25 protein-coding genes are annotated in these 22,970 nt (G+C 67.5%); 4 read left to right on the top strand and 21 right to left on the bottom strand.

What is annotated here, in order from left to right; all coding sequences use genetic code 11:
* Positions 1–8 precede the first annotated feature (8 nt).
* A complete protein-coding gene (locus tag ABQE93_RS23725; protein WP_448410976.1) occupies positions 9–866 on the top strand; it encodes an Rv1486c family protein in 858 nt (285 codons plus the stop codon).
* On the opposite strand, the gene ABQE93_RS23720 is transcribed toward ABQE93_RS23725, so the two are convergent.
* The 10 genes from ABQE93_RS23720 to ABQE93_RS23675 all read right to left on the bottom strand — a co-directional run bounded on the left by ABQE93_RS23720 (position 863) and on the right by ABQE93_RS23675 (position 10,788).
* On the bottom strand, positions 863–1,861 hold the full coding sequence (locus ABQE93_RS23720) for a ferrochelatase (protein ID WP_448410977.1): 999 nt from the start codon (positions 1,859–1,861) through the stop codon (positions 863–865). The genes ABQE93_RS23725 and ABQE93_RS23720 overlap by 4 nt on opposite strands.
* Before the next feature lie 3 nt (positions 1,862–1,864).
* The gene (gene inhA / locus ABQE93_RS23715) at positions 1,865–2,671 is read right to left on the bottom strand and encodes an NADH-dependent enoyl-ACP reductase InhA (protein ID WP_448410978.1); all 807 of its coding nucleotides are present in this window, start codon (positions 2,669–2,671) and stop codon (positions 1,865–1,867) included.
* 22 nt (positions 2,672–2,693) lie between these two features.
* Entirely contained in the window at positions 2,694–3,461 is a 768-nt protein-coding gene (fabG, locus tag ABQE93_RS23710; RefSeq protein ID WP_448410979.1) for a 3-oxoacyl-ACP reductase FabG, read from the bottom strand.
* 73 nt (positions 3,462–3,534) lie between these two features.
* On the bottom strand, positions 3,535–4,545 hold the full coding sequence (locus ABQE93_RS23705) for a VWA domain-containing protein (protein WP_448410980.1): 1,011 nt from the start codon (positions 4,543–4,545) through the stop codon (positions 3,535–3,537).
* An 18-nt stretch (positions 4,546–4,563) separates the two neighbouring features.
* Positions 4,564–5,571 carry a VWA domain-containing protein gene (locus ABQE93_RS23700; protein ID WP_448410981.1) on the bottom strand — a complete coding sequence of 336 codons (1,008 nt, stop codon included), beginning with the start codon at positions 5,569–5,571 and terminating at the stop codon, positions 4,564–4,566.
* Between the two features lie 30 nt (positions 5,572–5,601).
* Positions 5,602–6,549, bottom strand: a complete 948-nt coding sequence (locus tag ABQE93_RS23695; RefSeq protein ID WP_448394353.1) for a DUF58 domain-containing protein — start codon at positions 6,547–6,549, stop codon at positions 5,602–5,604.
* A complete protein-coding gene (gene moxR1 / locus ABQE93_RS23690; RefSeq protein ID WP_448410982.1) occupies positions 6,546–7,706 on the bottom strand; it encodes a chaperone MoxR1 in 1,161 nt (386 codons plus the stop codon). The genes ABQE93_RS23695 and moxR1 overlap by 4 nt, the downstream gene beginning before the upstream one ends.
* A gap of 148 nt (positions 7,707–7,854) precedes the next feature.
* The gene (gene ripB / locus ABQE93_RS23685; RefSeq protein WP_448394351.1) at positions 7,855–8,562 is read right to left on the bottom strand and encodes an NlpC/P60 family peptidoglycan endopeptidase RipB; all 708 of its coding nucleotides are present in this window, start codon (positions 8,560–8,562) and stop codon (positions 7,855–7,857) included.
* A 14-nt stretch (positions 8,563–8,576) separates the two neighbouring features.
* Positions 8,577–10,016: an NlpC/P60 family peptidoglycan endopeptidase RipA gene (ripA, locus tag ABQE93_RS23680; RefSeq protein WP_448410983.1), complete on the bottom strand. Its 1,440-nt coding sequence runs from the start codon at positions 10,014–10,016 to the stop codon at positions 8,577–8,579.
* Positions 10,017–10,269: 253 nt separating this feature from the next.
* Positions 10,270–10,788: an Rv1476 family membrane protein gene (locus ABQE93_RS23675; RefSeq protein WP_448410984.1), complete on the bottom strand. Its 519-nt coding sequence runs from the start codon at positions 10,786–10,788 to the stop codon at positions 10,270–10,272.
* A gap of 129 nt (positions 10,789–10,917) precedes the next feature.
* Here ABQE93_RS23675 and ABQE93_RS23670 point away from each other — a divergent pair, with 129 nt between their 5' ends.
* Positions 10,918–13,749 carry an aconitate hydratase gene (locus ABQE93_RS23670; RefSeq protein WP_448410985.1) on the top strand — a complete coding sequence of 944 codons (2,832 nt, stop codon included), beginning with the start codon at positions 10,918–10,920 and terminating at the stop codon, positions 13,747–13,749.
* Between the two features lie 3 nt (positions 13,750–13,752).
* On the top strand, positions 13,753–14,322 hold the full coding sequence (locus ABQE93_RS23665; RefSeq protein WP_448410986.1) for a TetR/AcrR family transcriptional regulator: 570 nt from the start codon (positions 13,753–13,755) through the stop codon (positions 14,320–14,322).
* On the opposite strand, the gene ABQE93_RS23660 is transcribed toward ABQE93_RS23665, so the two are convergent.
* From ABQE93_RS23660 to ABQE93_RS23635, 6 genes are all read right to left on the bottom strand, one after another.
* Positions 14,319–14,513, bottom strand: coding sequence for a helix-turn-helix domain-containing protein (locus ABQE93_RS23660; protein WP_448410987.1), 195 nt, complete (start codon positions 14,511–14,513; stop codon positions 14,319–14,321). The genes ABQE93_RS23665 and ABQE93_RS23660 overlap by 4 nt on opposite strands.
* Positions 14,514–14,638: 125 nt before the next feature.
* On the bottom strand, positions 14,639–16,276 hold the full coding sequence (locus ABQE93_RS23655) for an ABC-F family ATP-binding cassette domain-containing protein (protein WP_448410988.1): 1,638 nt from the start codon (positions 16,274–16,276) through the stop codon (positions 14,639–14,641).
* A 15-nt stretch (positions 16,277–16,291) separates the two neighbouring features.
* Positions 16,292–17,122, bottom strand: a complete 831-nt coding sequence (locus tag ABQE93_RS23650) for an enoyl-CoA hydratase (protein ID WP_448410989.1) — start codon at positions 17,120–17,122, stop codon at positions 16,292–16,294.
* A gap of 18 nt (positions 17,123–17,140) precedes the next feature.
* Positions 17,141–17,506, bottom strand: a complete 366-nt coding sequence (gene trxA, locus ABQE93_RS23645) for a thioredoxin (RefSeq protein ID WP_448410990.1) — start codon at positions 17,504–17,506, stop codon at positions 17,141–17,143.
* A 40-nt stretch (positions 17,507–17,546) separates the two neighbouring features.
* On the bottom strand, positions 17,547–18,179 hold the full coding sequence (locus ABQE93_RS23640) for a hypothetical protein (protein WP_448410991.1): 633 nt from the start codon (positions 18,177–18,179) through the stop codon (positions 17,547–17,549).
* A complete protein-coding gene (locus ABQE93_RS23635; protein WP_448410992.1) occupies positions 18,176–18,700 on the bottom strand; it encodes a CGNR zinc finger domain-containing protein in 525 nt (174 codons plus the stop codon). Before ABQE93_RS23635 ends, ABQE93_RS23640 begins: the two co-directional genes overlap by 4 nt.
* Positions 18,701–18,786: 86 nt before the next feature.
* On the opposite strand from ABQE93_RS23635, the gene ABQE93_RS23630 reads away from it, so the two are divergent.
* Entirely contained in the window at positions 18,787–19,659 is an 873-nt protein-coding gene (locus ABQE93_RS23630; RefSeq protein WP_448410993.1) for an alpha/beta fold hydrolase, read from the top strand.
* Here ABQE93_RS23630 and ABQE93_RS23625 read toward each other — a convergent pair.
* Genes ABQE93_RS23625 through ABQE93_RS23605 form a run of 5 tightly spaced genes read right to left on the bottom strand, consistent with a single transcriptional unit; the run spans position 19,649 to position 22,969 of the window.
* A complete protein-coding gene (locus ABQE93_RS23625; RefSeq protein WP_448410994.1) occupies positions 19,649–19,828 on the bottom strand; it encodes a hypothetical protein in 180 nt (59 codons plus the stop codon). The genes ABQE93_RS23630 and ABQE93_RS23625 overlap by 11 nt on opposite strands.
* A 24-nt stretch (positions 19,829–19,852) precedes the next feature.
* Positions 19,853–20,842: a GGDEF domain-containing protein gene (locus ABQE93_RS23620; RefSeq protein WP_448410995.1), complete on the bottom strand. Its 990-nt coding sequence runs from the start codon at positions 20,840–20,842 to the stop codon at positions 19,853–19,855.
* Positions 20,843–20,901: 59 nt separating this feature from the next.
* Entirely contained in the window at positions 20,902–21,249 is a 348-nt protein-coding gene (locus ABQE93_RS23615; RefSeq protein WP_448410996.1) for a metal-sulfur cluster assembly factor, read from the bottom strand.
* Positions 21,227–21,697, bottom strand: coding sequence for a Fe-S cluster assembly sulfur transfer protein SufU (gene sufU / locus ABQE93_RS23610; protein WP_448410997.1), 471 nt, complete (start codon positions 21,695–21,697; stop codon positions 21,227–21,229). The genes ABQE93_RS23615 and sufU overlap by 23 nt, the downstream gene beginning before the upstream one ends.
* Before the next feature lie 9 nt (positions 21,698–21,706).
* Complete coding sequence (locus ABQE93_RS23605) at positions 21,707–22,969, bottom strand: cysteine desulfurase (protein WP_448410998.1); 1,263 nt, start codon at positions 22,967–22,969, stop codon at positions 21,707–21,709.
* Between the last annotated feature and the right edge of the window lies 1 nt (position 22,970).

Genomic DNA, 22,970 nt, shown 5'->3' with positions numbered 1-22,970 from the left:
CGACCATCATGTGGTGTCCCAGTGTTTCGTTGTCGGTGTGGGCCAACGCCTGGCTCGCAGGTGCGGCCGCTCCCGACGATCTCCTCGATGCGTTATCACTTTGGGCACCAAAGCATTCCGTTCTCGCCTATGACTCCGTCGCGGCCGGCCGCACGGGCCTGCCGTGGCCGGATCTGGTCGATGCGGGCGCGGTCTCGATGCTTCAGACGTTGCGCACCGCGTCGGGCACGAGGTCGACTCCCCCGGTGGTGCTCGCGCTGCCGGTCCCCGGCGACGTGCGTGGTTTACCGGCCGGAACCCAGTTCCAGCGCGATGCGGTGACGGCCGGCGAGGCCGTCATCGTCACCGGCGACGGCGCTGAGGCCGTCGGGCTGGTACCTGATTTCGAGTACCCGGAGCTTGCCGACCTCGAGGACGACGCCGACGAGGATGCGTATCCGTGCGCGATCGCGTGGACCGTCTACTCGGTGCCCGCCGTTGCGCCCGCGGCGGTGCCGGATCTCGGGGACGCCGAGTACGAGTTGCGCTCGGCGGTGCGTTCGGCGGCGGAGGCGTTGGCCACGTTGCGCGCGGGCGCCGCAGAGTTGGATGTCGACGACCCGCGCGGGCTGGTGGCCCAGGTGCTGGAATCCGAGCGCCGACACCGGCTCCCCGACCATGCGTCGACCCGGGCGCTTCGAGTGCTCGAGAACGCGGCACAGGTCGACGCGATCATCACCGTGAGCGCAGGGCTGATTCCCATCGGCCTGCACAGCTCCTCGGAGCTACGGCTGGCCTCCGATGTGCTGCAGCCGCTTTCGGCCGTGGTGCGTTCGGCGCGGTTGGCTGCGGTCACCGAGATCCTGCACTCCGCGTGGCGTGACTAACCCTCGCAGTTGGGGGTGCACACCACCCCGTCGATCGAATATCCCTGCAGCGGAGGCGGGTTCGCCGTAGTGACGCGGGCAGGTTCGCGTCCGGCGCGCAGCTCGTCGAACAGGTCGGCGGCCACCCGCGCGAGGTCGGCGTTGGGGGTGGCGGCCCGCGCGAACGCGATGCCGGCGCCGTGGGCCTGCAGCCGCAGTTCGTGGTCCAGATCCCACACCACCTCGATGTGGTCGGCGACGAAACCGATGGGACATACGATCACCGCCGTCGTGCCGCCGTCGGCGAGCTTGGTGAGGTGGTCGGCCGCATCGGGTTCCAGCCACGGCACCTGTGGTGGGCCGGAGCGTGATTGCCACACCTGGTCGTAGTCGTCGTAGCCCGCCGCGATCGCGACCAACCGGGCGGCGTGGGCGACCTGGCGCGCGTAAAGGTCCGGACCGCAACGGGACCGGGCGGACAGCGGGATGGAGTGCGCGGTGAACACCAGCCGCGCACCGTCGGGTACGGTCTGCGCGGCGGCGGTGACGGCGTCGGCGAACATCTGCACGAACAGCGGATGGTCGTAGTACTGGCGCAGTTTGACCAGATGCGGGGCGCGCTCGCCCGCGGCCGCGCGCGCCCGGGCGATGTCCTCGACGTACTGGGTGCAGCTGGAGTAGCCGCCCCACGCCGACGTGGCGAACACCGCCGCGCGCCGAACGCCGTCATCGGCCATCGCGGCGACGGTGTCTTCGGCATACGGCTGCCAGTTGCGGTTGCCGAAATAGACCGGAACGTCGATGAGCTCACGCAATTGGTCGATCAGCGCGCGGTTGATCCCGTTGATCGGCGACACTCCGCCGAAGTGAAGGTAGTGCTCGGCGACGTCGGCCAGCCGCTCGCGCGGGATGTTGCGGCCCCTGGTGACGTTCTCCAGGAACGGCATCACGTCGGCCTGACCCTCCGGCCCGCCGAACGACAGCAGCAGGACGGCGTCAAAGGCCGGGTCGACCATCGCTTACAGCAGCTGCGTGCTGGCGCCGCCGTCGGCGTAGATCACCGTGCCGGTGGTGGCGGGCAGCCAGTCCGAGAGCAGGGCGCACACCGTCTTGGCGACCGGGGTCGGATCCTTCATGTCCCAGCCGACGGGCGCGCGCTGGTCCCAGCCCTCCTCGAGCAGCCGCATCTGCTCACCGGCTTCCTCGCCCAGCGCACCGCCGACGATCGCGCTCATCGCCAGCGTGCGGATCGGGCCTGCCGCAACAAGATTGGACCGCACTCCGTGGGGGCCGGCCTCACGGGCGACGAACCGGTTGACCGACTCCAGCGCGCTCTTGGCCACCGTCATCCAGTTGTAGGCGGGCATCGCGCGGGTGGGGTCGAAGTTCATGCCGACGATGCTGCCGCCGCGGTTCATGATCGGCAGCGTCGCCTTGGCCAGCGAGGCGTACGAATAGGCCGAGATGTGGATGCCCTTGGAGACGTCCTCGTAGGGCGCGTCGAAAAACGGGTTGATGCCCATCCCCGATTGCGGCATGAACCCGATCGAGTGCACCACGCCGTCGAGTTTGTTGCCGTCACCGATCGCCTCGGTGATCCGGTCGGCGAGCGTGTCGAGGTGCTTCTCGTCCTGCACGTCGAGTTCGAGTAGCGGCGCCTCCTTCGGCAACCGGTCGGCGATGCGCCGGATGAGCTTCATCCGGTCGAATCCGGTCAGCACCACGTCGGCGCCGGCTTCCTGTGCCACCCGCGCGATGTGGAATGCGATCGAAGAATCGGTGATGATCCCCGTGACGAGGATGCGCTTACCCTGTAGAAGTTGCATGTGAAGCCTCCTTTTATCTCTTCTAGTGGCCCATGCCCATGCCGCCGTCGACCGGGATCACCGCGCCGGCAATGTAAGACGCGTCCTCGGACGCCAGGAAGCTGACCGCGCCGGCCACCTCCTCGGCGGTGCCGACCCGTTTGGCCGGGATGAAGTCCAGCGCCCCGGCCTGAATCCGTTCGTCGAGCGCACGGGTCATCTCGGTGTCGATGTAGCCGGGGGCCACCACGTTGGCGGTGACGTTGGCCTTCGACAGCTCACGGGAGATCGAGCGGGCCATGCCGATCAGGCCGGCCTTGGCGGCCGCGTAGTTGGACTGGTTGCCGATGCCCCACATGCCCGACACCGACCCGATGAAGATGATCCGGCCGAAACGCTTGCGCTGCATGGTGCGTGACGCGCGCTGGGCCACCCGGAACGCGCCGGTGAGGTTGGCGTTGATGACCTCCTCGAACCGCTCCTCGGTCATCCGGATGAGGAAGGCGTCCTTGGAGATGCCGGCGTTGGAGACCAGCACCTCGACGGGGCCCTGATGCTCTTCGACCTCGGTGAACGCGCGGTCGACGGCGGCGCTGTCGGTGACGTCGCACTCGACGGCGAACAGGTTCTCGTCGGGCACACCCGAACCGCGGTGCGTGACGGCCACCTTGTGCCCGTCGGCGGCCAGGCGTTGCGCGATCGTCAACCCGATACCCCGGTTACCACCGGTGACCAGCACCGAACGGGACACGAACGGCGGACGGGCGCCGGGCGTCTGGCTGGCCGATTCACCTGTTGCAGTCTCGGTCATGCCCGCCAACCTAACGTGCGGGCTGCGGTTGACTGAAATCACTCCGCCGGTTTGTCCCGTTGGGCGTAAAAAGTCACAGCGGCAGCCGGCGGTTGATCAACAGGCTCGCCACGGCCGCGATGGCGGCCACCAGCGCGGCCAACCGCAACCAGCCCGTGGTGGCCTCGCCGCGGACGGTCTCATAGCCGATCTGATCCTGAAGCGTGTCGTAGACCTTGTTGAGCTCATCGAGGTTGGCCGCGGTGTAGGCCTCGCCGCCGGAGAGTTCGGCGATGCGCTTCAACATCGCGTCGTCGACGGGCACCGGCACCCGCTCACCGTTGACCTCGACCGAACCGTTGGCGGTGCCGAACGAGATCGTCGAGATCGGCACGCCTTGGTCCTTGGCGGCCCGGGCCGCGGTGTAGGCGCCCTTGGGATTGTCCGGGTTGTTCGGCGAGGTCTCCTTACCGTCGGAGAACAACACGATGTGCGCGGGCGGCGGGGTGTCGCCGCCGCCGATGACCGCGCCGACGGTCGAAATCGACGACAGCGCGGTGAAAATCGCCTCACCGGTTGCGGTGCGGTCGGCCACCTGCAAGTTTTCGATGGCGCGCCGGCTGGCGTCGCGGTTGGTGGTCGGCGAGACCAGCACCGTCGCGGTACCGGCATAGGCGATCACGCCCAGGTTGATGCCCGGGGTGAGTTCGTCGACGAAGTTCTTCGACGCTTCCTGCGCGGCCGCCAGGCGGCTGGGTTCGACGTCGGTGGCCTTCATCGACTGCGACACGTCCATGACGAGCATCACGACCGCACGGTTGCGTGGGAGCCGCTGATCGTGGGTGGGCCCGGCAAGCGCAATCGTGCACAGCAGCAACGCGATTCCCAGCAACGCCACCGGAACGTGCCGCCACGGGCTCGGCCGTTTCGGCGCGACGCTGTCGAGCAGCTCGGTGTTGGCGAACTGCTGCAGCCGCCGGCGCCTGGCGAGTTGGGTGATGACGTAGAAGGCCGCCAGACCCAGCACCACGACCAGGAACAGCACGAACCACCAGATGTGTTGGAAGCCCGTCAGCGATACCGGTCCCAGCAGCGGAAGGTTCATATCTTCTTAGCTCTCGCCTCAGTTCGGCAGCCGACGGTTGATGGCCAGCGCCGCAAGCGTTGCCAGCGCCAGCGCCAGCGCTCCCAGCCGCAGCCAGCCGGTGCTTGCGTCACCCTTGATGGTCTCGTAGCCGATCTGCTGCTGCAGGTTGGCGTACACCTCGCGCAGCTGTTCGAGGCTGGACGCGGTGAACGCCTCGCCGCCGGACAGATCGGCGATCTTCTTGAGCATCTCGTCGTCGACGGGCACCGGTTGGCGTTGCTCGTTGATCTCGACGTAGCCGTACGGCGTGCCGAACGAGATCGTCGAGATCGGCACGCCCTGGTCCTTGGCGGTGCGGGCCGCGGTGTAGGCACCCTTGGGGTTGTCCGGGTTCGACGGCACGGTCTCCTTACCGTCGGAGAACAAGACGATGCGCGCCGGCGGCGGTTCGTCGCCGCCGCCGATCACCGCGCCGACGGTGGCGATCGCCTGCAGCGCGGTGAAAATGCCCTCGCCGGTCGCGGTGCGGTCGGCGAACTGCAGGTTGTCGATCGCGTTCTTGGTGGCCTCGCGCCCGGTCGTCGGCGACACCAGCACGGTGGCCGTACCCGCATACGAGATCAGCCCGAGGTTGATGCCCGGGGTGAGTTCGTCGGCGAACTGTTTGGACGCCTCCTGGGCGGCGGCCATCCGGTTGGGCAGCACGTCGGTGGCCCGCATCGACTGCGACACGTCCATCACCAGCATCACCACCGCGCGGTTGCGCGGGATGCGAACGTCGTGCGTCGGCCCGGCCATCGCCACGGTGAAGAACACCAATGCGGCCACGAGCAGGATCGCGGGCAGATGCCGCCAGCGTGTCTGCCGTTTGGGCGCAACGCTTTCCAGCAACTCCATGTTGGCGAAGCGCAGCATGCGCCGGTGCCGCGACAGCGAAACGATGATGTAGAGCCCGATCACCGCGAGCACCACGAGGAAGAACAGGAAGAACCAAGCGTGTTCGAAGCCCGAGAGGGTGATCGGACCGAGCAACGGCAATGTCATGTGCGCCTAATCATTTCACGGCCAACCCGATCAGGCGTGGCCCGCCAGCGCACCGCGCCTGCGGTTGGCGACGAATCGGACGACGTCGGCGATCCAGTCCCGGTCGGTGCGCAGCGTCAACAGCGGCGCATCGCAGCGCCGCAGCGTTCTGGCGACCTCCGCGCGGTGTGCGGCCGCGGCGCGTTCGAAGTCGTCGCGTAGCTGCTCGTCGATGGTGAACTCGCGGGTCACACCGGTTTCCGCGTCTTGCAGGACGACCTCGCCCACCGGCGGCAGCTCGACGTCGCGCGGGTCGATGATCTCGATGCCGAGCACTTCGTGACGGCCTGCGATGGCGCGCAGCGGGCGCATCCAGTTGATCGGGCCGAGGAAGTCGCTGATGATCACCGCCATGCCGCGGCGGCGTTCCGGACGGCGCAGCGCGTCGATCGCGGCGGCCAGATCTCCGCGCACACCCGTCGGCGCCTTGGGCATCGTCGCGATGGTGCGCAGCATCTGCTGCTCGTGCATGCGGCCCGACAGCGCGGGCACTCGGCGCACCGTGTCGCCGTTGGCGATGACGGCACCGATCCGGTTGCCACCACCGCTGTTGAGGAACGTGATCGCCGCGGCGGCGGCCACCGCGAGGTCGCGCTTCTCGCAGCCGGTGGTGCCGAAGTCCAGGCTGGCCGACATGTCGACCACCAGCCACGTCTCCAGCTCGCGGTCGGCGATCATCTGGCGCACGTGTGGATGGGTGGTGCGTGCGGTGACCGACCAGTCCATCCGGCGCACGTCGTCGCCGGGCTGGTAGAGCCGCGACTCCCCCGGTTCCGAACCCGGGCCGGGCAGCAGCCCGAGGTGATCGCCGTGCAGCACACCGTCGAGCTTGCGCCGCACCGTCAGCTCGAGCTTGCGCAGCGCCGCGCTCAGCGCGGGATCACGGATCTCCCCGCGCTTGAGCGACGGCAGGTCGACCGGGCGCCGCGAACTAGTCACCGACTGCTGGCCGCGCCTGCGGCGGCGGGCACGACGGGCGGCACCGAATGACCTTGCTGCGGAATGGCATTCACTTGCGGCAGGGCCACGGTCTGCAGGATGCGGTTGATCACCGTCTCGGCCGAGATCTCGTCGGCGAGCGCGTCGTAGGTCAGCACCAACCGGTGCCGCAGCACGTCAGGGATCACCTCGACGACATCCTGCGGGACCACGTAGTCGCGGCCCCGGATGAGTGCGAGCGCACGCGATGCCGCGATGATGCCCAGCGACGCACGCGGCGAGGCGCCGTAGGCGATCCACGCCTTGGCGTCGGGCATCCCGAACTTTTCGGGCTGGCGGGTGGCGGTGACCACGCGCACGACGTAGTCGACCAAGGCGTGGTGCACGAAGGTGTTGGCCGCCACGTCCTGCAGGCGCAGCAGATCACCGGGGGCGAGCACCTGTTTGGGTTCCGGCGGCTTGACGCCCATCCGGTAGATGATCTCGCGCTCTTCCTCGGGTGTCGGGTAGTCGATGTTCAGCTTGAACAGGAAGCGGTCACGCTGGGCTTCGGGCAGCGCGTAGACGCCCTCCTGCTCGATCGGGTTCTGCGTGGCCATCACCAGGAACGGCTGCGGCAGCGGAAACGTCTTGCCGCCGATCGAGATCTTGCGCTCGGCCATGACCTCCAGCAGCGCCGACTGCACCTTGGCCGGGGCGCGGTTGATCTCGTCGGCGAGCAGGAAGTTGACCACCACCGGGCCGAGCTCGATGTCGAACTCCTCCTTGCCCTGCCGGTAGATGCGGGTGCCGACGATGTCGGTGGGCACCAGGTCGGGGGTGAACTGGATGCGCGCGAAGGTGCCGCCCACCACCTTGGCGAAGGTCTCCACGGCCAGGGTCTTGGCCACCCCCGGTACGCCCTCGAGCAGCACGTGGCCCTTGGCCAGCAGCCCGACGAGCATCCGCTCGACCAGCTGGTCCTGGCCGACGATGATGCGCTTGACCTCGAAGATCGCCCGTTCGAGGGTGTGCACCTCCTGCTGCAGCCCGCCGTTGGAGGGGGCCGTGCCTGCTGGTGCGGCGTGTGAGCCCTGTGAGCCCTGCGGGTAACCCTGCCCCGGTGCCTGGCCGGAGTACCCTCCAGCGCCTTGCGGCGGCCCACTCGGTGACGTCATCAACGTTCCTTCCACATCAACTCGCTGGTCATGGCGGCTCGGCCCGATCTGCGCCGGTAGCTCGTCGTCAACTATTCCAGGCAGTTCGGAATCCGTCGACGTTGCCCGTACGGTACGTCGAATCCCTCAGCGTGCGCTCAGCGTGCGTTCAGCTTTCGATGATCCGCGCCACGTATGGCTGCAGCCCCGCGTGTCGCACCGGGCTGACGGTGACCTTGCCTGCGCTGCCGGACGCCTCGAGCATCTTCCCGCCGCCCAGATAGATCGCGACGTGCTGGCTGCCGCCCGGACCCCAGAACAACAGGTCGCCGCGCTTGGCCTGGGAGGTCGGCACCTTGCGCCCGGTGTCGTACTGGTCGCCCGAATACTTGGGGATCAGCACGCCGACCCCGGCGAACGAGTACTGGGTGAACCCCGAGCAGTCGTAGCCGACGGTGTTGGCGCCGGAGTCGATGCCGCGGCTCGGGCCGTTGGGCTTACCGCCGCCCCACGAGTAGGGCACACCCATCTGCGAGGCGCCGCGACGGATCACGTACTCGATGGCCTGCGGGCCGCGCACCCGGCCCGGCGCGACGCCGGCCGCCGCCGCCTCCGGTGGCGCGAGACCCAGGGTGGACAAGAACTTGCGGCCCAGGTTCATCGTGACTTCGGTGGCCTGGGCGGTCGCCGCCAGCGACGCGTTGGCGATGGCCAACGGATCCCCGGGCGCGCCGGCGCTGATCAGTTTGGGCAGGGTGGGATCCCACTGGCCGTCGTTGGGCGCCGCCGCGGTGGGCGTGGCCAGCCCGGCCGCCACCGCCAGGGCCGCTACCCAGAGCAGCAGACCGGTGAGATAACGAAAAAGCCTGAAACGCAAGGGAGTCCTTACTGTCACCACTCGATGAGACGTGTCGCGTACGGGGTCATGCCGCTGGTGCGCACCGGTGACACCTTGACCACCGACCCGGTGTAGGGCGCCTCGAGCATCTGGCCGTCACCGAGATAGAGGGCCACGTGCTGGCTGCCGTTGGGTCCCCAGAAGAGCATGTCGCCGCGGCGCATCTGCGACGACGGAACCTTGCGGCCCGCGTTGTACTGCGAACCCGAGTAGTGGTCCAGCTTGATGCCGACACCGGCGAACGCGTAGAGCATCAGCCCGGAGCAGTCGAATCCGACTGTGCCTGCACCGGAGTCGATGCCGCGGCTGGGACCGGCCGCGTTGCCGCCGCCCCACGAGTAGGGCACCCCGAGTTGGGTCATGGCCCGCCGGATGACGTACTCGGTGGCTTGGCGGCCGTGGACGCGGGGTATCGCGCCGTTGGTGTAGCCGGTCGGGGTGGGCAGCAGCCCCAACTTCTGCAGGAAGCTGCGGCCCAGGTCCTGGGTGACCTGCGCCGAGGTCGCCATGATGCCCAGGATCTCGTTGATGATCGCGATCGGATCACCGCTGACGAAGGCGCTGGGAATGGCGGGCAGGAACGGATCCCACGCGGTGGCCCAGTTGCCGGTGGCCGGGTCGATCTTCTGGGGCGCGCGGTCCCAGTCGGCGGCCGGGTTCGCCGGCGCCCCCGGTGCCGCTTGCGGCTGCGGGCCGCTGGCCGGCGCCGGTGCCTGCGCGGCCATCGGGCGGATCTCGTTGAGCTTGGCCTGCGCGGTGGCGCGTTCGGCGGTGAGCTTGTCCAACTCGGCCTGCTGCGCGCTGAAGGTGCCCTGCGCGGTCTTGAGCGCCGAAACCGCTTCCTGCTGGCTGGCTTCGGCTTCAGCGAGGGCTTTGTCGGCGTTCTGCTTGGCCAACCGCACCGCGGAGTCGCGGTTCACCTGTTCGGTGCGGGCCCGCTGCAGGTCTTCGATCACCTGTTGGGTGCTGACCGCCAGGGTCTGTCCGACGGCGACGGTGTCGAGGATGTCGCCCGGATCGCCTGCCGTCAGATACGAGTCCGAGGGGCCGTTGACATACGCGGCGGCCGCGAACTTGTCGAACCGCTGCTGTGCGGCCTCGATCGCCCGGTTGGCGTCCTCGACCCGCTGACTGCTCGCCTCGACCTCGCGCTGTGCGGCGGCGGCGTTGTCGCGCGCGGTCGCCACGTCGACGATCGCCTTGTTGACGCTCTCCTGTTCGGCCTGGATCGCCGCGCCCAGGTCTTGCAGCTTCTGGTTGGCGTTGGCGACGGCGGCGACAAGCTCGGCGACTCCGTCTGCCCCGCCGGGTTGCGCGGCGGAGGGGGCCGGTGTCAACAAACCGGGTGTCGCGAACAACAGGCCTACCGAAAGCAGAGCCGCGCAAAGACGTCCGCGCGGCCGCGAAACAGAGGCGCCAGGTTTGCGTCTCATCGACTCGTGTCTCCTATGGCTCGACGCGAACGTGCGGGCACATTCGTCGGGCGCCTGAGTACGCAGAAGTCACAGTAATCACAACTACAACATCAGCCACCGTTTGCACCGTACGACACATCTGACGCTGGGGAAACTTTAGTAACAAACTACAACTTTGTAATTGCAGAAGGTGTTATCTCGCCGTGATCTTTGCATTTGCCCGGCGACACCTAATGCAGACAAAAGCTGCTGGCTGGCGTGGACTTTGAGGTTAGTCGCGGGAAAGTACGCGCTTGCTACGAACCTGCAACATTCGGGTCGCTATCACGGCGGCCACCACCCCGACTACGAGCAATAGCGTGAATGCCGTCCACGGAAAATGATCGCTGGTCACCTCGCCGAGAAAGTTCTTCGCGCCCTGCACTGGCCCGCGGCCCTCGGCGACGTCCTGGCCGGCCTCCAGCGTGACCCGGTCGATGGTCGGGCTGTACGTGCCGGACTCCGACGGGCTGAGCACCAGCACCGTGGACCCCGGGTGCGCCTGACCGACCTCGGTCGCGATGTCGCGCAGCGGGGTGTCGATCGGCGGGTTGTGTTCGATGATGACGATCTTGAGGTCGATGCCTTCCTGGCCGGCCTGCTCGACGACCTGACGTAGCGCGGGTACGTCGGCTGCGGCGGCGGGCGGCACGGCGACCCCGTCGTCGGCGACGTCGGCGTTGATCTGGTTCATGTCGACGTCCGGCGGGATGTAGCCGGGGAAAAACGGGAGCACCTGGGGTCCGTTCACAGTCAGAACCGTACGTTATGGGTACTCGTAAAGCGACGACCCTGGCCGTATTGCAGGACAAGCGTACTGTTAGGGTTACGTGGGCCGTCGACTCAGCCCGTCGGCGGCGAGAACTAGCCGGGAGTTGATGTGAGCAAAGGTAATAACGCCAATTCGTCCCTCAATTCGTTCGATGCCCGTGACACCTTGAAAGTCGGCGACAAGAGCTACGAGATCTATCGCCTCGACGCGGTGCCCGGTACCGAGAACCTGCCCTTCAGCCTCAAGGTGCTCGCCGAGAACCTGTTGCGCACCGAGGACGGCGCCAACATCACCAAGGAGCACATCGAGGCGATCGCCAACTGGGATCCGAAGGCCGAACCCAGCGTGGAGATCCAGTTCACCCCCGCCCGGGTGGTGATGCAGGACTTCACCGGCGTGCCGTGCATCGTCGACCTGGCCACCATGCGGGAGGCGATCGCCGAACTCGGCGGTGACCCCGAGCAGGTCAACCCACTGGCACCCGCGGACCTGGTGATCGACCACTCGGTGATCGCCGACCTGTTCGGCCGCGCCGACGCCTTCGAACGCAACGTCGAGATCGAATACGAGCGCAACGGGGAGCGCTATCAGTTCCTGCGCTGGGGCCAGGGCGCGTTCGACGACTTCAAGGTGGTGCCCCCGGGCACCGGCATCGTGCACCAGGTCAACATCGAGTACCTGGCGTCGGTCGTGATGGACCGGGACGGGGTGGCCTATCCGGACACCTGTGTGGGCACCGACAGCCACACCACGATGGTCAACGGGCTCGGCGTGCTGGGCTGGGGTGTCGGCGGTATCGAGGCCGAGGCGGCGATGCTGGGTCAGCCGGTGTCGATGCTGATTCCGCCGGTGGTCGGGTTCAAGCTGACCGGCGAACGCCAGCCGGGTGTCACCGCCACCGACATCGTGCTCACCGTCACCGAGATGCTGCGCCAGCACGGTGTGGTCGGCAAGTTCGTGGAGTTCTACGGCGACGGCGTGGCCGAGGTGCCGCTGGCCAACCGCGCCACTCTGGGCAACATGAGCCCCGAGTTCGGTTCCACCGCAGCGATTTTCCCGATCGACGAAGAGACCATCAGCTATATGCGGTTCACCGGTCGCAGCGACGAGCAGCTGGCGCTGGTCGAGGCCTACGCCAAGGAACAGGGCATGTGGCACGACCCGAGTCGGGAGCCGAGGTTCAGCGAGTGCATCGAGCTGAACCTGTCGGAGGTGGTGCCGTCGATCGCAGGACCGAAGCGCCCGCAGGACCGCATCGCGCTGACGGAGGCCAAGAGCGCCTTCCGCCGCGACATCGCCGATTACGTCGCCGACGGCGAATTCAACGGCGAGTACTCGCAACTCGACGAGGCCATCGACGAGACGTTCCCGGCAAGCGATCCGGTGCGCAACACGTCGTTCCTCAACGGCAAGAAGCCGCCCGCGCACATCGCCTCCGCGGCGGTCGAACCCGAAGGCCGGCCAAGCAAACCGGTGCAGGTGAAATCCGATGAGCTCGGCGAGTTCGTGCTCGACCACGGCGCGGTGGTGATCGCCGCGATCACTTCGTGCACCAACACTTCCAACCCGGAGGTGATGCTGGGGGCCGCACTGCTGGCCAAGAACGCCGTGGAGAAGGGCCTGACCACCAAGCCGTGGGTGAAGACCACGATGGCGCCGGGCTCGCAGGTCGTCAGCGATTACTACGACAAGGCCGGGCTGTGGCCGTACCTGGAGAAGCTGGGCTTCTACCTGGTGGGCTACGGCTGCACAACGTGCATCGGCAACAGCGGCCCGCTGCCCGAAGAGATCTCACAAGCGGTCAACGACAACGATCTGGCGGTGGCCGCCGTCCTCTCGGGCAACCGCAACTTCGAGGGCCGCATCAACCCGGACACCAAGATGAACTATCTGGCGTCGCCGCCTCTGGTGATCGCCTACGCGTTGGCCGGTTCGATGGACTTCGACTTCGAAAGCAATTGCCTCGGCAAGGACAAGGACGGCAACGAGGTCTACCTCAAGGACATCTGGCCGTCGCAGCAGGAGATCAGCGACACCATCGCCTCGGCGATCAGCCAGGAGATGTTCACCAAGAACTACGCCGATGTGTTCAAGGGCGATGAACGGTGGCGCAACCTGCCGACGCCCAGCGGCAACACCTTCGAGTGGAACCCCGACTCGACGTACGTGCGCAAGCCGCCGTACTTCGACGGAATGTCGGCGGAGCCGGAGCCGGTGTCCGACATCGCCGGGGCCAGAGTGCTTGCACTGCTGGGTGACTCGGTGACCACCGACCACATCTCCCCCGCCGGGGCCATCAAGCCCGGCACGCCGGCCGCGCAGTACCTGGAGGCCAACGGTGTGGAACGCAAGGACTACAACTCCTATGGTTCGCGGCGCGGTAACCACGAGGTGATGATCCGCGGCACCTTCGCCAACATCCGGTTGCGCAACCTGCTGCTTGACGACGTGTCGGGTGGCTACACGCGTGACTTCACCAAGGACGGCGAGCAGGCGTTCATCTACGACGCCGCGCAAAACTATGCGGCGCAGAATATTCCGCTGGTCGTGCTGGGCGGCAAGGAGTACGGCTCGGGCTCGTCGCGGGACTGGGCGGCCAAGGGCACCACGCTGCTCGGCGTGCGGGCGGTGATCTGCGAGTCGTTCGAACGCATCCACCGCAGCAACCTGATCGGCATGGGCGTCATCCCGCTGCAGTTCCCGGAGGGCGAGTCGGCGAGCAGCCTCGGCCTGGACGGCACCGAGACGTTCGACATCACCGGCATCGAAGCGCTCAATGAGGGCAAGACGCCGAGGACGGTGAAGGTGAAGGCCAGCAAGGACGGTGGCGAGGACGTCGAGTTCGACGCGGTGGTGCGGATCGACACTCCGGGTGAGGCGGACTACTTCCGCAACGGCGGCATCCTGCAGTACGTGTTGCGCAACATGTTGAAGTCCTGACGGATGCCGCGGGTCACCGACGACCATCTGGCGGCCCGCCGTCGTCAGATCCTCGACGGCGCCCGGAAGTGTTTCGCGGAGTACGGCTACGACAAGGCGACCGTGCGACGGCTCGAACAGACCATCGGGCTGTCGCGCGGCGCCATCTTCCATCACTTTCGCGACAAGGACACGCTGTTTTTCGAGTTGGCGCGCGAGGACGCCGAGCGGATGGCCGATGTGGCGGCGCGCGAGGGCCTCGTGCAGGTGATGCGGGACATGCTGGCCGCCCCCGATCAGTTCGACTGGCTGGCCACCCGGCTGGAGATCGCCCGCAAGCTGCGCAACGACCCGGAGTTCCACCGCGGCTGGAAGGAGCGGTCCGCCGAACTGTCCGCGGCCACGACCGCGCGGCTGCGGCGACAGAAGCAGGCCGGGCGGCTACGCGACGACGTCCCCAGCGCCGTCCTGCAGACCTACCTGGACCTCGTGCTCGACGGTCTGGTTGCACGGCTGGCGTCAGGCGACGATCCTGAAAAGCTCAGCGGCGTACTAGACCTCGTCGAGGCGTCGCTGCGCCAGCAGCAACGCTAACGGCGGCTGCGGTGGTTGGGGCCACCGCGGCTGCGCATCGTCGTGCCCGACTCCCGCAACATACTGTGTATCGAGCCGTACGAGCGGCCGGTCGACGCGACCAGCGTCCGGATGCTCGCGCCGTTCTCGTACGCGCTGCGCAACTCGTTCATGAGCTGGTCTCGTGGTTTGCTGGACTTTTTCTGGGTCATCCTGCCTGGCACCTCCCCGCGCACTTGTGATGCCCCGACGGATACCCAGGGTAGGAAGCGGCTACACCCGGTGGGTGGAATTGGGTGAAACGGTTCGCAATTCGGCTACACGCGCCGCCCGACCGTCAGGCGAGCTCGATCAGCTCCGCGTAGTCCTCGGACCAGAAGTCCTCGGTGCCGTCGGGCAGCAGCACGACCCGCTGCGGGTCCAGCGCCTCGGCTGCGCCCGGATCGTGTGTCACCAGCACCACCGCGCCGACGTAGCTGCGCAGCGCGTCGAGCACCTGTTCGCGCGACGCGGGATCGAGGTTGTTGGTCGGCTCGTCGAGCAGCAGCACATTGGCGGTGGAGGCGACCAGGCCGGCCAAGGCCAGCCGGGTCTTCTCGCCGCCGGACAACGTGCCTGCCGGCTGCTCGAGTTGCGGACCGCTGAACATGAACGCGCCCAACAGCCCCCGCAGATCCTGCTCGCCGGTGTCGGGTGCCGCGTGGCGGATGTTCTCCCACACCGTGGCGGCGTCGTCGAGGGTGTCGTGCTCCTGGGCGAAGTATCCGACCTTCATGCCGTGGCCCGGCTCGATCGCGCCGGCGTCCGGTGTCTCCACGCCGGCCAGCAGGCGCAGCAGCGTGGTCTTGCCGGCACCGTTGAGGCCGAGCACCACCACGCGTGATCCACGGTCGATGGCCAGGTCGACGCCCGAAAACACCTCCAACGACCCGTAGTTCTTGGTCAGCCCCTTGGCGACCAACGGGGTGCGCCCGCACGCGGCCGGCGTCGGGAACTTGATCCGGGCCACCTTATCGGCCACCCGCTCCTCGTCGAGCGCGGCCATCATCCGGTCTGCCCGACGCAACATGTTCTGCGCGGCAACGGCTTTGGTCGCCTTGGCGCCCATCTTCGCGGCCTGGGTGCGCAGCGCGGCCGCCTTGCGTTCGGCGTTGGCGCGTTCCCGACGGCGACGCTGCTCGTCGGTGGCACGGGCGTCCAGATAGCGCTGCCAGCCCATGTTGTAGACGTCGACCTCACCGCGCACGGCGTCGAGGAACCAGACCCGGTTTACGACGTCGGCGAGCAGGTCGATGTTGTGGCTGATGACCACCAGCCCGCCGGTGTGGTTCTGCAGGAAGGTGCGCAACCAGCCGATCGAGTCGGCGTCGAGGTGGTTGGTCGGCTCGTCGAGCAGCAGCGTGGTCGTCGAACCCGAGGCGCCGGAGCCGTCCTCGGAGGCGGCGAACAGAATTCGCGACAGCTCCACCCGGCGCCGTTGTCCGCCCGAGAGCGTGCGCAGCGGCTGGGTGAGAACCCGTTCGGGCAGGCCCAGACTCGCGCAGATCCGGCCCGCCTCGCTCTCGGCGGCGTAGCCACCCAGGGCGGCGAAGCGCTCCTCGAGCTGGCCGTAGCGGCGGACGGCCTTGTCGCGGGCGGTGTCATCGGCGACCTCGGCCATCAGCACCTGCTGCTTTTCCAGATCGGAGAGCAGCGTGTCGAGGCCGCGCGCCGATAACACCCGGTCGCGGGCCAGCATGTCGAGGTCGCCCTCTTTGGGATCCTGTGGCAGGTAACCGATTTCACCTGCCCGGAGGATCTTCCCGGCGTAGGGTTCGCCCTCACCCGCCAGAATCCGCATCGTGGTCGTCTTACCCGCGCCGTTGCGTCCGACGAGCCCGATGCGATCGCCGGGCTGCACCCGCAGCGCCGAACCGTCGGTGGACAGCAGCGTGCGCGCGCCGGCGCGGACCTCGAGGTCCGTTGCGGTGATCACGCGGCTGCTCTCCTGTTACTTGTCGTCGGTGAAGTTGGGGGCCCGGTTCTCGGCGCGCGCGGCCACCGCCTCTTCGAAGTTCGCGGTGAGCAGACGCACATAGAGTTGGCCCAGACCTTCGGCCTGCATGTGCCCTTCCAGGCTAGCGGCGTCCAGTCCACTCCACAGTGTGCGCTTGGTCAACTCGATTCCCGGCCGCGAGAACGACCCGATCCGCTCCCCCAGCTGGTAGCAGGTCTGCAGCAGCGCGTCGTCGGCCACCGTCGTGGACACCAGGCCGATCCGTTGGGCTTCCTCGGCGTCGACGTCGCGGCCGGTGAGCATGAGCTCGAACGCCCGCGAGGTGCCGATCGCGCGGGGCAGCAGGTACGACAGCCCCAACTCGCTGGCGGTCAGGCCGTTGTTGATCCCGGCGGCACGGAAATACGCGCTGGTGGCGGCCACCCGGATGTCGCAGGCCAGCGCCAGGCACAAGCCGCCGCCGATCGCTGCGCCGTTGACCGCGGCGATCACCGGCTGGTGCATCTTGCGCAGCGCCAGGATCACCTCGTCGAGGACTTCCATCGACCGCAGCGCGAACGTCGGCCGGGTCAGGCCATCTGTGTGCGGGACGCTGCCCGCCGACTTGTGGTCGGCGCCCGACGAGAAGCCGCGCCCGGCGCCTGTGAGCACGATCACCCGCACGGCGTTGTCGTAGTTCAGGTCGTCGAGGACGGTCTTGAGCGGAACCATCACGTCGAACGCCATCGAGTTCATGCGTTCGGGCCGGTTCAGGGTCACCAGCGCGATATCGGGGCGCGGGCGGTCGACGAGGACGAATTCGGGCTGCTCGGTCACGGACTGCACGCTATCGCGTGCGTCCGCTCACTCGGGCTGGCCGTCGTTCTGGGCGGCGATCGCGGCGTCGACGTCGAACTCCTTGACGCGCTGCACGAGCTCCTCGAGCGCCGCGGGCGGCAGCGCACCGGCCTGGTTGAACACCAGCTTGCCCTTCTTGAACGCCATCAGGGTGGGGATGGAGCGGATATCGGCGGCGGCCGCGAGTTCCTGCTCGGCCTCGGTGTCGACTTTGGCGAACACCACGTCGGGATGTTCCTCCGCAGACGCTGCAAACGTCGGCGCGAACGCCTTACACGGGCCGCACCACGACGCCCAGAAGTCCACCAGCACGATCTCGTTGTCGTTGATGGTGTCGTTGAATTCTTCGGCGGTCAGGTCTTTGGTAGCCACGTTGCTTCCTAACGCTGGTTGGCGGTGGGATGTTCCCAGCCTACGGGCGATCCCCCAGTTCGGCGCGACCGCGCTCGAAGAAGTCGACGATGCGCTCGGTGAGCGTATCGACGTCGTGCGCGGGATCGAGTGCCAGCAGCGCACCGAACGGCGCGTTCCAGAACGGGCCGGTGGGTGTGGCCCACGGGCCGACGTAGGCGTACGGCGTGGGATGAAAGTCGTCGCCGGCGGACACGCCGTAGTTGACCTCGTTCTCGGTGACCGCGACATCGAAGTGCTCCGGCCACAGCACCGGGTGGCACTCCGGCAGAACCCGTTTGAGGGCATGCCCGCCGGCATACAGGCTGCGATAGAGGAAACCGGCCGCGGCGTCGTCGATGTCGAGGACGGTGTCCGGTGACAGCGCTTCGCCGACGTCGTACACGTCTTCGGGTGGACCGGGCACCACCCCGGCGCAGGCAGCGACCTCCCGAAGCGGTCCGGTCAGCGGTACGGCGCCGTTGGGCCAGATCAACTCGCGGCCCTGAACCTCCAACGCGATCGCGGTGCCGGTGAAGCCCGCCGGACGCACCGCGAGCCGGATCGTGCCTGCGGCGCGGTACTGCGGACCCGCGATCAGGCTCTCGGCGACCCCGCGCAGCTGGCGACGGGTCGCGACATACCGGCCCGTCATAACGGGGCCTGCGCTGATCGGGTTCGCCGGTAGTGCCGTCGCGCCTTCATGCGGTTGCCGCACACAGCCATCGAGCACCAGCGGGCGGTGTTCGGTTTGCTCCGGTCGAGTAGGAACAGCTGACACTCGGTGTTCGCGCATGGCCGCAGCCGACCGGGGCTGCTCACCCGCAGCGCATCCCACGCCAGCACCGCCCGTGCCGCTCCCTGAGCACCGTCGACCGTGAGCCGCCAGTCCAGGCCGGTCCCGCTCATCGTCGGCTGCAGCCGAACGCCGTCGAGGAATCCGCGCAGTGCCGTGGGCTCCACATCGCCGCGGACCACGCCCTGCAGCACCGGCCGCACTTCGAGCAACGCCGCCAATTCCGCGCCGGTGGTCGCTACGCCCCTGTCGTGCAGCCATTTTCGCGCGGACTCGGATTCGGCGAGGTCGTCGTGGACCACACCGTCGACCACCGGCGTCGTGTTGAGCAGATCGAGCAACAGCGCCTCGTCCGCATCCCCCACCGCCGCCAGTTCCATATCTAACCTCCAAATCGTTATTGACAGGTTACAGGAAGCGGTGTTCAATGTGTACTAACCGACAAAATAGGCTAAAGGAGTTAGAAATGGCCGCACCGGTCCACCACCGCTACGCCACGGTGCAAAGCAGGCAACTGTTCTACCGGGAGGCCGGCAACCCCGACGCGCCGACCGTCGTGCTCCTACACGGCTACCCCACCAGCTCGTTCATGTTCCGCGACCTCATCCCCCGGCTCAGCGACGCCTATCACGTGATCGCGCCGGACCACCTCGGGTTCGGGTTGTCCGACGCTCCGGGCATCGACGAGTTCGACTACACCTTCGATGCGCTGACCGACCTGACCGCGGGGCTGCTGGACCACCTCGGCGTCGCCCGATACGCGATCTATGTGCACGACTACGGCGCCCCCATCGGGTGGCGGCTGGCGCTGCGCCGCCCCGATGCGGTCACCGCGATCGTCACCCAGAACGGCAACGGCTACGACGAGGGCTTCGTCGAGGACTTCTGGAAACCGGTGTGGGCCTACCAACGCGAGCAGACGCCCCAGACCGAGGCGGCGATCCGCAGCGCACTCAGCGTCGACGCGATCAAGTGGCAGTACGTCACCGGGGTGGCCGACGAGACGATGGTCAGCCCGGACACCTGGTCACACGATGCGGCGCTGATCTCCCGGCCCGGTAATGATCTGGTGCAACTCAAGCTCTTTCGCGACTACGCGACGAACTCGCCGCTCTATCCCGCGCTGCACGAACACCTGCGAACCAGCCGGGTGCCGGTGCTCGCGGTCTGGGGGCAGAACGACCTGATCTTCGGCCCCGACGGCGCCCGGGCGTTCGGCAAGGATGCCCCAGAGGCCGAGATTCACTTGCTCGACGGTGGTCATTTCCTGCTGGAAACCCACATCGAGCAGGTCGCGGTCCTGATGCGCGACTTCCTTGGCCGGGTGCTCAAACGGTGAAGCTCCCCCCGATCTGGAGTTCGTGTTCGACGGTCTGGACGTCATCGACATCCTGCGCGATGCCCACCGCCTCGCGCCGGTGGTGATCGCCATGCAGGGCCACCGGATTGAGCAGGACCACCTGGATAGGTGCGGTCGACCATCTCATCGAGTGCAGCGCCCAGGGCACGGCTTCAACGTGGTGCGGCGTCCGTCAGGTCAGCCGTGACCCTCGGCTGGGATTGCGCATGCGCTTGCGCCGATAGAGGTCCTCGTCGGCGGCCCTGAACAGGGTCTCGAAATGTCGGTCACCATCGGGTTCGACTGTCAGCCCGTAACTGACGTGCACCGGGTGTCCGTCGACGAGCTGGGTGGCCACCGCCTGGGCGCCGTTTCGGTCGTAACCGGTGAGAATGACGACGAATTCGTCGCCGCCGACCCGGCCCAGCACTGCCGATTCGGGCAGCGTCGCGGTCCACCGCCGCGTCAGCTCGACCAGGATTGCGTCGCCGGCCGGATGCCCGTAGTGGTCGTTCACGGCTTTGAAGTCGTCGACGTCGAGGGCAATCACCGCAACCGGCTGGCGCCGGCGTCGCGAACGCGCCGCGATACCGTTCGCGTACCGCTCGACACCGGCCCGGTTCCACACCGTCGTCAGCGGGTCACGCAACGCCAGATCGATCAACGCCGAGCTCACCCAGCCGCACACTTCCCCAGCTCCGGGGATGCACACCAGGTACAGCACCAACCACATTGCCGGCACCGGGGCCGGGGCGAACGACAGGGCCGCTGCCGCGCCTACGGCGATGGCGGCAGACGTCGCGCGCGCCATGACCGGCCGATGCCAGCTCCGCAGAAATATCGCCACGAACATCAGCGGGACCACGGACCAGACCTGCGCGGCGAGCTGTTCGTGAAACAGCAGGGCCACGATCGGTGCCGTGCTCACGCACACCACCGCCGCGATGTACCGCCAGCCACGGAGGGGTCTGCCAACGGCCAATAACACGCCGATCGCGCACAGCGCGGCCGCGAGGCCCTCCCCACGGGCATCTGCTGGTGCTGAGTCCACGCCGACGGCGACCGCCACGCTCAGCGCGTACAACCCGCACAGAATGGCCAGGTAGGCAAGCAGCATCCGCCGCCGCAGCGCACTTCCCAACGGCTCCGCCTGCCTGCGAAACGTGTTGTCCCCGTTGGTCACGCGAACAGCGTAATCCGACGCCGAACCGAGGCGGCCGGACGACGGTGGTTAGACGGTGGTTAGACGGTGAAGCCCAGGGCCCGCAGCTGTTCGCGGCCGTCGTCGGTGATCTTGTCCGGGCCCCACGGCGGGTTCCACACCCAGTTGATCTTCATCTCGGTGACCAGCCCGGTGCCCACCAGGGCATTGCGTGACTGGTCCTCGATGACGTCGGTCAACGGGCAGGCCGGCGACGTCAGCGTCATATCGATCAGCGCGACGTTGCCCTGCTCCCCCTTCTCGACGTTCAGACCGTAGACAAGACCGAGGTCCACGACGTTGATCCCCAGTTCGGGGTCGACGACGTCGCGCATCGCCTCCTCGAGGTCGAACAACAGTTCCTCGTTAGGCACTGCGGTGTCGCTCATCTGACATCTCCTCACTGGCTTGCGCAAGCGCATCCTTGAAAGCCATCCAACCCAGCAACGCGCACTTCACCCGCGCGGGGTATTTCGCCACCCCCGCGAATGCCACGCCGTCGCCGAGCACATCTTCATCCCCTTCAACGGTGCCGCGCGACGAAACCATCTCACTGAACGCCGCCACCGTCTTGAGCGCATCGCCCACGCTTTGGCCGATCACCTGATCGGTCAGCACCGACGTCGCCGCCTGGCTGATCGAACAACCCTGCCCGTCATAGGAGATGTCGGTGACGGTCTCCCCGTCGTCGGACAGCTCCACCCGCAGCGTCACCTCGTCACCACACGTCGGGTTGACGTGGTGCACCTCGGCGGCGAACGGCTCGCGCAGACCCCGATGGTGCGGACGCTTGTAGTGGTCGAGGATCACTTCCTGATACATCTGCTCCAGGCGCATCGTGAAGCCTCAGGCCCTGCCGAAGAACTCGATGGCCCGCCGCACACCGGCCACCAGGCGGTCGACCTCGTCGAGGGTGTTGTAGAGCGCGAACGACGCGCGCGCCGTTGCTGCGATCCCGAACTTGCGGTGCAGCGGAAACGCGCAGTGATGACCCACGCGCACCGCGACACCCTCGTCGTCGAGCACCTGCCCGACGTCGTGGGCGTGCACCCCGTCGACGACGAACGACACCGGGGACGCCCGGTTCTGAAGCGAAGTCGGCCCGATGATGCGTACGCCGTCGATGCCTGCCAGCCCCTCGAGCGCCGCGGCCACCAGCTGCGCCTCGTGCTCTTCCACCGCGTCCATGCCGACCTCGCGGAGATAGCGTGCGGCGGCGCCCAATCCGACGACCTGAGACGTCATCGGCGTTCCGGCCTCGAAGCGCTGCGGCGGCGGGGCGTACGTCGCGCCATCCATCGTGACGGTTTCGATCATCGAGCCGCCGGTGAGAAACGGCGGCATCGCATCGAGCAGTTCACGTCGTCCGTAGAGCACACCGATGCCGGTGGGGCCCAGCATCTTGTGTCCGGAGAACGCCGCGAAGTCCACATCCAGGGCCGCGAAGTCCACCGGCTGGTGCGGAACGGACTGGCACGCGTCCAGCACGGTCAGCGCCCCGACCGCCTTGGCCCGCGCCACGAGTTCGTGCACCGGCGCCAGCGCGCCCGTCACGTTCGAGTGATGGCTGAACGCAACGACTTTGACGCGTTCGTCGAGCGCGAGGGAGTCGAGGTCGATACGTCCGGCCTCTGGATCCTCGGATGTGGCCTGGTACCACTTCAGTGTCGCACCGGTACGACGGGCAAGTTCCTGCCACGGGATCAGGTTCGCGTGGTGCTCCACCTCGGTGGTGACGATGACGTCTCCGGGTCCGACCGCGTGCTCGAACCGGTTGTCGCCGAACACGTAGGACACCAGATTGAGCGCCTCGGTGGCGTTCTTGGTGAACACCAGCTCATCGGGCCTGGCGCCGACGAACGCGGCGATGTCTTCACGGCCCTGTTCGTAGGCGTCGGTGGACTCCTCCATCAACTGGTGCGCGCCGCGGTGCACCGCGCCGTAGGACGTGGTCAGGAAATCCCGCTCAGCGTCGAGCACCTGCACCGGCCGCTGCGAGGTGGCTCCGGAATCCAGGTACGCCAACGTGTTTCCACCGCGCATCACCTTTTTCAGAATCGGGAAGTCGGCCCGGATCCTGGTGACGTCCAGAGTCTGCGCGGTCGTCACC

The organism is Mycolicibacterium sp. XJ662 (assembly GCF_053484035.1).
The sequence above is the reverse complement of the archived record's forward strand: the minus strand, read 5'-3'. Positions and strand labels throughout refer to the sequence as shown.